This window comes from Commensalibacter melissae (genome assembly GCF_003691365.1).
GTDB lineage: Bacteria > Pseudomonadota > Alphaproteobacteria > Acetobacterales > Acetobacteraceae > Commensalibacter > Commensalibacter melissae.
Window position 1 is genome coordinate 1,785,386 of sequence record NZ_CP033087.1, and the last position, 12,367, is coordinate 1,797,752.

13 protein-coding genes are annotated in these 12,367 nt (G+C 38.3%); 3 read left to right on the forward strand and 10 right to left on the reverse strand.

The genetic code is table 11. The features are described 5' to 3' along the window. Positions 1-16: 16 nt before the first annotated feature. From D9V35_RS08090 to D9V35_RS08120, 7 genes are all read right to left on the reverse strand, one after another. The gene (locus tag D9V35_RS08090; protein WP_110439039.1) at positions 17-259 is read right to left on the reverse strand and encodes an acyl carrier protein; all 243 of its coding nucleotides are present in this window, start codon (positions 257-259) and stop codon (positions 17-19) included. Between the two features lie 191 nt (positions 260-450). Then, positions 451-1,194, reverse strand: a complete 744-nt coding sequence (gene fabG, locus D9V35_RS08095) for a 3-oxoacyl-ACP reductase FabG (RefSeq protein WP_110439040.1) — start codon at positions 1,192-1,194, stop codon at positions 451-453. Positions 1,195-1,218: 24 nt separating this feature from the next. Beyond that, positions 1,219-2,172: an ACP S-malonyltransferase gene (fabD, locus tag D9V35_RS08100; RefSeq protein WP_155568533.1), complete on the reverse strand. Its 954-nt coding sequence runs from the start codon at positions 2,170-2,172 to the stop codon at positions 1,219-1,221. Positions 2,173-2,196: 24 nt separating this feature from the next. Beyond that, a complete protein-coding gene (locus D9V35_RS08105) occupies positions 2,197-3,450 on the reverse strand; it encodes a class I SAM-dependent methyltransferase (protein ID WP_122124067.1) in 1,254 nt (417 codons plus the stop codon). Further along, the gene (locus D9V35_RS08110; RefSeq protein WP_122124068.1) at positions 3,450-4,211 is read right to left on the reverse strand and encodes a glycine betaine ABC transporter substrate-binding protein; all 762 of its coding nucleotides are present in this window, start codon (positions 4,209-4,211) and stop codon (positions 3,450-3,452) included. Before D9V35_RS08110 ends, D9V35_RS08105 begins: the two co-directional genes overlap by 1 nt. Before the next feature lie 34 nt (positions 4,212-4,245). Continuing rightward, a complete protein-coding gene (locus tag D9V35_RS08115) occupies positions 4,246-5,073 on the reverse strand; it encodes a ferritin family protein (RefSeq protein WP_122124069.1) in 828 nt (275 codons plus the stop codon). Between the two features lie 101 nt (positions 5,074-5,174). Continuing rightward, positions 5,175-6,173: an enoyl-CoA hydratase/isomerase family protein gene (locus D9V35_RS08120; protein WP_122124070.1), complete on the reverse strand. Its 999-nt coding sequence runs from the start codon at positions 6,171-6,173 to the stop codon at positions 5,175-5,177. Between the two features lie 248 nt (positions 6,174-6,421). Here D9V35_RS08120 and D9V35_RS08125 point away from each other — a divergent pair, with 248 nt between their 5' ends. Continuing rightward, positions 6,422-7,336, forward strand: coding sequence for an acyltransferase family protein (locus D9V35_RS08125; RefSeq protein ID WP_122124071.1), 915 nt, complete (start codon positions 6,422-6,424; stop codon positions 7,334-7,336). 54 nt (positions 7,337-7,390) lie between these two features. After that, positions 7,391-8,398 (forward strand): biotin synthase BioB, encoded by a 1,008-nt coding sequence (bioB, locus tag D9V35_RS08130; RefSeq protein WP_122124072.1) that lies wholly within the window; start codon positions 7,391-7,393, stop codon positions 8,396-8,398. Positions 8,399-8,448: 50 nt separating this feature from the next. On the opposite strand, the gene D9V35_RS08135 is transcribed toward bioB, so the two are convergent. Continuing rightward, positions 8,449-10,671: a heavy metal translocating P-type ATPase gene (locus D9V35_RS08135; protein ID WP_122124073.1), complete on the reverse strand. Its 2,223-nt coding sequence runs from the start codon at positions 10,669-10,671 to the stop codon at positions 8,449-8,451. A 109-nt stretch (positions 10,672-10,780) separates the two neighbouring features. Here D9V35_RS08135 and D9V35_RS08140 point away from each other — a divergent pair, with 109 nt between their 5' ends. Next, positions 10,781-10,972: a heavy-metal-associated domain-containing protein gene (locus tag D9V35_RS08140; RefSeq protein WP_155565989.1), complete on the forward strand. Its 192-nt coding sequence runs from the start codon at positions 10,781-10,783 to the stop codon at positions 10,970-10,972. Positions 10,973-11,009: 37 nt separating this feature from the next. On the opposite strand, the gene D9V35_RS08145 is transcribed toward D9V35_RS08140, so the two are convergent. Next, positions 11,010-11,642, reverse strand: coding sequence for a phosphoribosylanthranilate isomerase (locus D9V35_RS08145; protein WP_122124074.1), 633 nt, complete (start codon positions 11,640-11,642; stop codon positions 11,010-11,012). A gap of 4 nt (positions 11,643-11,646) precedes the next feature. Continuing rightward, entirely contained in the window at positions 11,647-12,348 is a 702-nt protein-coding gene (gene pyrF, locus D9V35_RS08150; RefSeq protein ID WP_122124075.1) for an orotidine-5'-phosphate decarboxylase, read from the reverse strand. Between the last annotated feature and the right edge of the window lie 19 nt (positions 12,349-12,367).

The window sequence follows — 12,367 nt, forward strand, 5'->3', positions numbered from 1 at the left end:
TGTTATAGACTTTTAATTAAGATGCTTGTTTCTGTTTTTCAATATAATCGATAGCATCCTTGACTGTTGCAATCTTTTCTGCGGCATCCTCAGGAATTTCCACATTAAAAGCCTCTTCAAAAGCCATAACAAGTTCAACTGTATCCAAGCTGTCCGCACCCAAGTCATCAATAAAGGAAGCTTCAGGCGTTACCTTTGATTCTTCAACACCAAGATGTTCAACAACAATTTTTTTTACTTTGTCAGCAATTTCACTCATTATATTCGTCCTTTTACAGCTATAAAGCTTACATGTTTATACTATATTACCAAAGTTCCAAAGAATTTTTAGAACTTTATACGATTTTATCACAATGGTATTGGGGAAATATCACATTTCCCCCAAATAACCAAGCAAAAGCAATATTATAATTTTATAAAATGTTCAAATGGTTCACAAAGCAAGGATCTTTACACCATATACATACCACCGTTAACATGCAAACATGTTCCAGTAACCCAATCTGTCTCTTCAGAAGCCAGATAGACAGCTGCGGATGCAACATCCTCCACCTGTCCCATTCTATTTCTTGGAATTCTTTGTAATAATCTAGATTGTTGCTCTTCTGATAATACGGCAGTCATTGGTGTTTCAATAAAACCGGGGGCAATAACATTAACGGTAACGCCTTTTTTCGCCACTTCTAACGCCAGACTTTTACTCATAGCGATTAATCCGCCTTTTGCAGCTGAATAATTGGCCTGACCAACATTACCAATAAACCCAATGATCGAAGCGATATTGATAATGCGTCCTGAACGCCGGCGAACCATTCCCTTTAACGCAATCTGACATAATTGGAAGGGCACAGACAAATCCACATCCAGAACCTCGGACCATTCCGATTCCTTCATTCGGATTGAAAGATTGTCCCGCGTTAATCCGGCACTATTAACCAGGATATCGACAGGTGCATTTGCCTGCCTCTCTGCATTCGGGATAAGCGCTTTTAAAGATTCCTGATCCTTGAGGTTGGCTGTTTGAACAAATGCGTTCTGTTCACCCAACTCTTTTTGAACCTCTCTTAAAACGTTTTCCCTGGTTCCCGACAAAACAACCCTTGCCCCTTGCTGAACAAATGCCTTGGCAATCGCTTGACCAATTCCACCCGAGGCACCAGTAACCAATGCCACCTTATTATCTAGTCTGAACATAATCTTCATAATCCTTGTGTTCTTTTAAAAAGCAGAAAGAATTTTTGCAAATTCTTCAAGATCTGCAGGTGTATCAACAGAACAAACCTTGCTATCCCGTGCAGTACGCTGCATGATTTTAGACAAAACCTTACCTGCACCAACTTCAACAAAAAAATCAACTTCCTGATCAATCATATATCGCATAGTTTCTGCCCATCTTACAGAACCTGTTATTTGTCTAACCAATGAATCTCTGACAAAAGAAGAATTTTCATAAGGGCAGGCGGTTATATTTGCGATAACAGGAAAATTAAATGGTTTGGGATTTGTTTTAGCCAAGGCATCCCGCATTTCCCGGGCAGCGGGTTCCATTAACGGACTATGAAATGGTGCTGACACAGGCAATTTAACAACTCTACGGATACCAGCTTCCTTGGCTATGGCTATAATCCGTTCAATCGCGTCCATATGACCAGAAACCACAACCTGAGACGCACCATTATCATTGGCAACTACAACAACCGAATTTCCCTGCGTGGCCTGTTTACATAAATCCTGAACCTGTCCAATCGTGACGCCTATAAGTGCAGCCATTGCTCCCTGACCAACCGGTACCGCATTTTGCATTGCACTGCCGCGCGTCCGTAACAAATTGACTGTTGTAACAAAATCAAACACATTGGCAGCACAAAGAGCAGAATATTCACCCAAGGAATGTCCTGCTGCCATTGAAACCAGATGATTGGCATCAATATTAAATTCTTTTTCCAAAACCCTGATTACGGCCATGGAATGTGTCATTAATGCAGGTTGTGTATTTTGCGTTAAAGTCAACGCTTCCACAGGCCCCTCCATCATAATTTTGGATAATGGCTGCTTTAACGTTTCATCCAACGCTTCATAGACTTCTCTGGCAATTGGAAATGCTTCAGCCAATGCCTTACCCATACCAACATATTGGCTTCCCTGACCGGGGAATAAAAATGCACATTTCATAATAGATGATTCCAATAAAATAAATTAAACGGCAGATCTTACAAAAAGCTGGTTAATACTTCGTAAAATTTCAAAAGTCTGCTTCCACAAAGGTAAAATACGGTGTTCCTCAATACCCCGTTTTTTGACAATCTCAATTATTTCTCCAACCGAACGGCGATTGTCAACAAGTCCCAAAAACCCGCGTGCCTGTGCAGGTAAAGGAAGCATAATCGTCAACATTCCAAAAGAATAAGGAAGCAGATTGGATGGTAAAATCTGATTGGCAAGTATTTCACCAGGCGTTTCCCGCATAAAAGGAATTGAATCAGAGGCACATGGATCAGCAAATTGTATATTATCTTCCGCGCGACGCACATACACAACATGCGTTGACATATTCCCAGCCAAAGATTCAGCCAGACTAGCCTGTGTTCTTATATCAAACTGCCTGAATTTTTCTCTGATCTTTGGATCTGTTATTAAATAAGCAGGATCATAACGCGCAGGCTCCACCAAACAGTTTACCGCCAACTCATTTTTATCCAACAGATCCCATAATTCAGCAATTTTATAGGATCGGTCACGCGGGTTTAATAAAAGATCATACAGACCAGCGTCACCTCCAGTTAAATGATCACCAAAATTTCCATTAAATCTGAGCCAGGCAGTCGATGGAAGATGCTTCATGATTCTTTTTGCAACATCCAAACGCTTTACTGGTGGATCTGACAAAGAGGTCAGTTTGGATAATGCTTCCTGCACCATATAAACGCCAGTACGACCATAGGGAGCATAAACCATCAATCCCATCCCGCCGCCAGGATTTAGTTGTTCCCTTAATATTTGCAGGGCAGCAGCAGGATCAGGCAAATGATGCAAAACACCACAACAATCAATATAATCAAACAACCCGAGATTTAAATCTGGCAATTCAAGAATTGAACCCTGAACATAACGGATATTACTCAATTTCCGTGTAGCTGCCCGTTCTTTAACAATTTTCAAAACTGCCTCGGCCCGATCCAAACAGATCACTTCACCAGAACGTTGGTGTCGTGCCATTTGTTGAGCCACCATGATTGCTGCATCACCGGTTCCACAACCAGCAATCAAAATCCTTAATGGTTGCGTATAAGAACGATATCCTCCAAATACCCAATAATCAATTTCATTCAAATGGCTTGGACTGCCTATTAATAAGCGTTTGGTTTCATCCTTTGGATTGCGTTCGGGATATGGATAGGCCTCATATTGCCTTGCCAACCCCAAATCTTGCTGATCATTTTTATGGGCCATTACGCTCTTACAACCAATTTACCACGCTGCCAAGCTTCAGCCGCCTCATCGGCACTCATCCCTTGATTGCGTATTGCATTTTCCATGAACTGAACAATCTGATTACCCAACATCATTTCCTCAAGCTCATCAATCAAGTCACCTCCAAATCGCTGAATCCAATTGGGGTTTAATAGCATGGCCGCTTTTTGTTTCCGGATAAAAATATTCTCGGATTCCCTCAGACGATAAAAATTTCCTGAATCCGTGAACAATGCCGGTTCATAAAGCATCATTAACTCGGGTTCTTGTGAGTGGATTATTTCCTGATAATGAGTCAACGTCTCTTCATCTGCAATAGATTTCAATTGATAATCAGCCTCGATCAAACCATATTCTTTCATGATTTTATTCGCGAAAACCTGCAAAGTTTCACAAACCGTGATTTCACGATGAAGAAATGAAGCTGTTATAAGTTGATCAATAGAACCCACATGTTCTTGAAACTTTTTTGGCAAAGCAAAAGAGATAGAGGGTTGATAAAGATTTCCAATCACCTTGAAATTCGGATTGGATTGAATGATATCGGCATGAATATCAGGCAGCCATACACTTACAAACAAATCAATTTTCCCAGCAGTCAGCTCCTGCGTCAAATCCCTACATTCACCGGTAATTAATTCTATATCCGTTATTCCATGGGCCTCTAACACACGTGTTATAACTGCTGCTGTTGCTTCATGTATCAAATTATCAAAAAAACCAAGCTTTAAAGAATCCATCCCTGTTAATGTCCCACTCTTGTTCAGAAAATTGTTATATTATAGATAAAACTTGTTTGGTATAGGCTTTCTGTTGTTTATTAATAATCATTAGTATCAATTTAGACAAATATCTTTGCCATTTTTCTGAAGGCATCCACCCAATAACCTTACAAACCATATTAACCACCCTGACAATATGATGGATTTTATATAATGACATGGCCTTTTCCATATATAGGGCTATACATCGTTTATGATTATATGGCATTCCATGGGGCTCATTGGTGGCATGAAAGGCCGAGGCAAGCTCATCATCCTGACTTTCAATTATACGACCCAAGGCAATCCTGGCTCGTTGCAACCTGGAGAGCTTTTGAGATTTCAAATATAATTTAGCATAATCATAAAACAATTTATAATGACGATATTCATCTCCAGCAATCCGTCTGCATATCTCCTTCAGGACAGGTTCCTTTACATAATCTGCCAAGGCACTGTAATAAGATGAAGTGCCAACCTCAACCATAGCCCGGGCGATAAATTCTCCCGCCTGTGATCCACGGATTGAGTGATCCGTCTTTAAGTCAATTTTATAAAAATTTCTGAAACGCTTATAACTTTCCTGATAATCCCAAGCAGGATCAGCCATCATGGCCCATCGTCCCAATGTTTCACCATGTTGCACCTCTTCATCTTCCCATTTACTGAAAAGCTTTGTCAATTCAGGATCATGACCAAATACATTAGTCAAATAAACCGTATAGTCTACACTATTTCGTTCAACAACAGCGGCTGTTTTTATCAAAGGAACAATATCAGCATCTATTAATGAAGGGTCAAATTTATCCCAGTTAACCTGTTCAATATCCCAATGTTTCATAGTGCCACGCTTTCCTTATCAATTTTATTTTTAATTCAGAAATTATAAAATGACTATAGTAAACCGTAGTATGAGAAAATGACTAGATATTTTTATTAAATTCAATAGTCAAAACAGGAATTAATATCGGACTCTGAAATTGGCGCCTGATTCCATCTTGGGTTATGATCCTTGTCAATAATTGCAGCCCTCACCCCTTCTAAAAAATCGGCCCGTTGGATAAGATGACTAACTAACAATAAATCGCGTGTTAAAACAGCTTCTTGAGTTGGTAATTTCAAATGCCAAGCTCTATAAGTTACCTCTAAAGAAAATGGACAAGCTTTTAATATAGTTTTAAAATCACATACGGCCCAATTATATTTACTTTTTCGCAATTTCTCAATAATCTTTGCTACAGAAGAAGCTTGATAAATATCAGCAATTTGTTTTAAAGTTTTATTATCAAATTCATAGGATTGCTTATATGTTGAAAGAAAAAAATTAATTTCATTTGGCTGTAATTCTGTTAATTTTTGTAAAAAAAGTTCTAATTCACTTGAAAAAATCATATAATCTGCAAACCCCAACTTAATAGCAGTGTTACCATTAAAACGTTGTCCCGTTAACATAGCCCTTAATCCAGAAAAACCTGGAGCATTTTGAAATAAAAAAGAACTACCTGCATCTGGGGTTAATCCGATCATCACTTCTGGCATTGCTAAAATAGAACGTTCAGTAACAAAACGATATGTAGCAAACGCTCCTAATCCTATACCTCCCCCCATGGTAATGCCATCCATTACTGAAATAATGGGCTTAGAATAATGTAGTATATAATTAGCTAATACATAATTATATTTAAAAATTTCTAAACCTTTTTGTTTTTTACCTGAACGAACTAAATCAGCAATTTTCCGAATATCACCACCAGCACAAAAAGCTCGTTCACTACTACTATTAATTAAAATAATATAAATACTCGAATCGAATTTCCACTTTTCTAAAACATCTAATATTTGATTTTGTAACACATCATCAATCGCATTCAATGCTTGCGGTCTATTCAATGTTAATACACCAACATAATTTCTTTTTTGTACTACAACTAAATTAGACACTTAAAATATATCCAACAAAAATTTATAATCATTCATAAATATTGATAACAATTTAAAAAAGTTTATAAAAGTTAATAGTTTGAAAGTATATTTTTATAAGGTTGCGTCATGGACTTACTCCATAAAAGAAATGTATCCCTTGATTGTTTTCGTGGAATTATGGCTTTATTTGTCGCTTGTGGACATTTTTTTTATTGGAACCATAAACCAATAATTCCTTGTTCTTTTGTTTTAGCTGTTGATTTTTTTTGGTTCTCAGTGGTTTTGTCATTTGTCATTCCGTTTATCAAAAAAGAGAAAAATTTAACTCTATAAATTTTGCTTTTAAACGTTATCTAAGACTTTTTCCAGTATATATCGTTTGCGTAGTTATTTCTTATGTATTTAATATTTTTAATAATATCACTCAACCTAATTTATTTGATTGGTTTAAAATATTAACTATTTCAGAAATGATTCCTTTAAATACGCTTCACCCTTCAATACCTTTTGAACCAATAGGAATTTCATATACTATTTCAGCCGAACTTTGGGTTGGAATAATAATTTTTCCAATATTTGTAACATTATTAGATAAATTTACGCATTTGATATTTCCTGTTTTAATTCTAGTAATCTTATATTGTTTAATTGTATTAAATCAAACCTCTATAAACTATATGGATGCGCATCATAGGCTGTATAATTTATTTATAGATTATGCAATTATTAGATGTTTATTAGAATATTCACTAGGAATTCTTACTTATTTAATATTTATTAAGATTAATTTTAAACCAAACAATTTTATAATTTCTTTTTTTCAACTTTTTATAATTCTTTTATTTTCTATGACTTACTTAAAATTAAATTATAATAGAAATAATGAATTTATAGCTCCTTTTTTATTCGCTATATTTATCTATCTCTTGTCTTTTAAAACTGGAATTATTTACAAAATAACTTCTAATAATTTTGCAAAATTTTTAGGAGATATTTCATATTCTATTTACCTAATTCATCCTATTTGGATAAATATCTGTTCAAAATATTTTCATTTACATACCACAAAAGGAATTAATATCGTCATTTATATATTTTGCATATTAACATCTGCATATATAATTTATCAATTTGTTGATAAACCTTGCCTACAACTTCTACGATACAAAAATAATACTTAAAACCAATTTTCAGTAATCTCGTAAAATTATTTATGATAAATTAAGGACTTATATATGCCGCTTAAAAGAGATTTCTCAACAACGATTTTTAATAATTTTCCAATTCGTCACGACTGGGCCAAGGAGGAAATTGCTTCTTTGTTTCAGCTCCCGTTGCCCGAGCTTATTTACCAAGCACAAACTGCCCACCGATTAAATTTCGATCCAACGCAAATTCAGGTTTCAACCTTGCTCTCGATCAAAAGTGGAGGATGTCCTGAAGACTGTGCTTATTGTCCACAAAGTGCAAAACATGAAGAAAAAATTAAGGCAGACCGTCTTATGTCCGTTGAAAAAGTGCTTGAAAAAGCACGCGCTGCCAAAGCGGAAGGTGCGACACGTTTTTGTATGGGTGCCGCCTGGCGTTCCCCGAAAGATCACGATCTCGAGACCGTTTGTGCCATGATAGAAGGCATTAAAAATCTTGGGCTGGAAACATGCGTAACCTTAGGAATGCTTAATCTGGAACAAACTGAAAAACTTAAAAACGCTGGACTGGATTATTATAATCATAATCTTGATACTTCTGAAGAACATTATGAAAAGATCATCTCAACCCGTACATACCAGGATCGTCTGGATACCCTCGCTTTTGTTCGTGATGCCGGTATCAAAGTATGTTGTGGAGGTATTCTTGGAATGAATGAAGATGAAGCAGACCGTGTCAGCATGATTGCAACCCTTGCCAATTTACCCAGACATCCGGAAAGCGTGCCTATCAATATGCTTATCCGCGTCAAAGGAACACCTTTGGGTAATGCAGACCCCATAGATCCTATTGATTTTATTCGTACAATTGCTGTCGCCCGAATCACGATGCCTGAAAGCTATGTTCGATTGGCAGCCGGCAGAACGGAGATGAGTAATGAAATGCAGACCTTGTGCTATCTGGCTGGGGTCAATTCTATTTTTCTGGGTGAACGTTTGCTAACCTGTCCCAATCCGGAAAAAAGCAGTGATTTGACCTTATTCAACAAATTAGGACTGCAAATTGCCAACCAGCAAAACCGGGCCATATCCTAAATTAACAACGCTACTATAAGAATTAAGATTTTGAATTTTGGAAATCTTATCTAGATTCTTGCTTTCCAGCGTAATAACCTTAAAGCGTTCATAACAACACATACGCTACTTAAAGCCATGGCTCCCCCTGCAATAGCCGGATTTAAAAATCCGAGCATTGCCAAAGGAATACCGATAATATTATAGATAAACGCCCAAAACAACCCTTCCTTGATACGCTGACGAGTTCTTTTGGCAATGTCCAACGTATCAGCGACCAATTCAGGATTATTCCGCATCAATACGATCCCAGCCACCTCGGCCGCCACATCCGTCCCCTCGCCCATTGCAATGGCAAGATCCGCCTCTGCCAAGGCCGGAGCATCATTTATTCCATCTCCAACCATGGCAATTGACTGATGATCAATACCCTTTGAACCATGTTTCTTGATAAACTGTTGTTTATCTTCTGGTGTCAGATTCGCTTTAACGTCATCTATTCTCAATATATTACCAATTTTTTTGGCGACAGCTTCATTATCCCCCGTCAACATAATTGATTGGATTGAATGCTCTTTCAATCGTCGAACCGCCTCTACCGAACCAGACCGTACATGATCCTCAAAAACTACAATACCCAATAAACGATAGGAATCTTGCATCTTCTCAAGAAGCCAGGATAAAGTTGATGATCGGATTTCTGACGACACATCAGGAATTTTACACCCATGCGATTCAACCATCTGCTGATTGCCCAATAAGAAAACCCGTTCTTTTATCTTTCCCATGACACCACGTCCCTGTTCTTTTATAACCCGGAATTCTTCTGGTTGTTTCAAAGAAATAGTATAAGAGGAGGCTTCAGATAGCAGTGCCTTTGCCAAGGGATGTTCGCTTGATAAAGACAAACTGGCTGCATGATAGAGAATTTCTTTTTTTGAAAAATCGGATAAGGAAACAATTGAAACGACTGACAGTTTTCCTTCTGTTAAGGTTCCTGTTTTATCAAATGCCACCTTTTTGACATGCACCGCTCTCTCTAAAGTTTCAGCATCGCGAATTAAAATACCAGAACGAGCTGCTGCCCCGCATCCAGTGGCTAAAGCTGTCGGCGTTGCCAAACCCAATGCACAAGGACAGGCAATCACCAATACGGCAGCGGCATGCATTAACCCTATTACAAAAAGACCGTTTATCAACCACCAACTCAGAAAGGTTAATAATGCTAGAACAATAACAACAGGTACAAAAATACTGCTTATCCGATCCACCATTTTTTGGATTGGCGCCTTGGAGGCTTGTGCATTTTCAACCAATTGGATAATAGCGGACAATCTTGTCTGTCTCCCGGTTTTTTCAACCTTGATTGATAAACGCCCATTATCATTTAATGAACCACCAGTAACTTTATCCCCAATTTTTTTCTCGATTGGCAGGCTTTCCCCAGTCAGCATCGACTCATCAACTGCACTTTCACCCTGTATGACCACACCATCACAAGGAATTGTTTCACCTGGACGAACAACAACCTGATCACCAACCATTAATTGATCGAGGGGAACTGATATTTCTTTGTCATCAACAAGTTTACAAGCTGTATCAGGACGCAGAGCCTGTAATGCCCTAATTGAATCAGCGGCTTTATATCTTGCCCGCTTTTCCAACCAGTGCCCCAGTAAAATAAAGGTTATAATCAATGAGGCGCTTTCATAATAAAGATCAGGCTCAACCTTGCAATAACCCAACAACCATGAAAGCAATAAACATGTGCTCAGAATCCAGGCGGTACCCGAACCAAGTATCACCAGCAAATCCATATTTCCATTTCCTGATTTTACCGCACGATAAGCAGCAATATAAAATGGTTTTCCCAACCAGAATTGCACAGGAGTTGCCAATAAAAACTGAACCCAGCCTGGAAGCATCCAATGATGGTTGAAACCGCCAGCAATCATTGAACCCAATAATGGTGCGGAAAATAAAGCCGCGATAATCCAATGATATAAATCCTTTTCATCACGATCCCCATTCAGGTTGATAGCTGCATGACCAGGATCAAGCCATTCCGCATGATAACCAGCCTTTGTGACAGCCGTCTCAATCTCAGCGATTAAATTTTGTTGTTGGATAGCTGGTTTTGGAATGACCCTGGCCTGTTCCAATGTCAGATTCACATTGACATCTTCAACTCCTGCAACACGCTTAATGACTTTCTCAACACGTCTGACACAAGATGCACATGTCATTCCACGAATTACAAAATCAATTCCTTTATTTTCCAATGCTGCAGACATGATCGACCAATCCTACACTTTATCGGTATGCAAATAAGAATTAGTATAAAATATAAAACATGCTATAATAATTAACTTTCATAGTCATTAACTAAATAGGATTTTCATCATGAAAATATATCATGTCGAAGGAATGACATGTCAACATTGTGTCCACGCTGTAAAAGAAGCCGTTGAAGCCCTTCCAGATGTTCAGGAGGCTAATGTCGACTTGAAAACCGGAACATTAAAAATCACCGGTTCGGTCAATGAGAATGAACTCAAAAAAGCGATTGAAGAGGAAGGATACACACTCTCTTGAAATAATCCCATAATGAGCATTTCAGGTTCAATAATAATTATTCGCAATTATATTCTTGTCTGGCATTTTTTACAAACTGTTGAATTAGGATTGGATCCTTTTTCCCCGGTTCAGATTCAACCCCTGATGAGACATCAATTGCCTCTGTACCTGACTGCTGAATGGCTTCTTGCACATTATCGGGTGTTAATCCACCTGCCAGCAACCATGGCTTTGCCGGGTTCCAGTTTTTAGTCAGGGACCAATCAAACTTGCGTCCATTACCGCCCGGTCTTGTATCCGATTCATAAAATGGTGCCTCAATCACCATTCCATCAACCTGGGAAGGTTTAAGCAAATCATCATGCGTTTTAACGCCTCTTGCCAACCAAACTGGCAGACCGATTTCCTCTCGAATAATTGCCGCCTGCTTGTCAGAACAATAAAGTTGCAGAATATCCAGCCGAACCTTGTCAAGAATTCTTCTTATATCATCTAATTTTGGCCTAACAAACAAACCAACCCTTAACAGACCTTCCTTACCATAATCAGGCAACTGTCTTGCCTGGGTAACAGATAAAAAACGCGGAGACGCTGGATAAAAAACCAATCCCACCCAATTGACCCGTAATTTTAACAATAAATCACAAGTCGCCGTTTCTCTTACACCACATATCTTGATAGAAACCATAAAATTAATCTTGTAACTGACAAATGATTTCCTCAGCAACCTGTTGTGGATTAGCTGACTGTGTTATTGGCCGACCCACTACAATCCAATTTGCACCCGCCTTATGTGCCAACGCGGGTGTCATGATTCGCTTTTGATCATCTGTTTTGGCATTTTCCAACCTTATTCCCGGCACCACCAATACAACTTTATCTCCATAAATCTTACGCAAAGTTGCAACTTCCTCGGGTGAACAAACAAGACCATCGACACCAGCGTCCAAAGCCATTCCTGCCAGTTTCATTACTTGTTCAAGAGGTGTCGTATGAAGATTTACACTATTTAAATTCTCCTGATCCATACTGGTCAAAACCGTAACCCCAAGTAATAACGGTTTCTGATTATCAGGAAAATTGACATCTATTGCCTTACGTGCGGCTTTAATCATGTCTTTTCCGCCTAACGTATGAATAGTCAACATGGCTGGTTTTACAGAAACCAAACTGGCAATTGCAGATGCAACGGTATTGGGAATATCATGCAGTTTCAGATCAAGAAAAACTTGCCGACCCCTAGCCAGTTTCCTGACCGCATCAAAACCGCAAGCGTAGGTAAACTCCATACCTATTTTAATCATTTGCCCTGTTAAATCAGCAATTTGAGCCCATTGCTCAGCCAAATCATAATCTTTTGTATCAATCGCAAGAATCAAGCCGGTTTTTGTCATTATTTTTCTTAAGTGATCT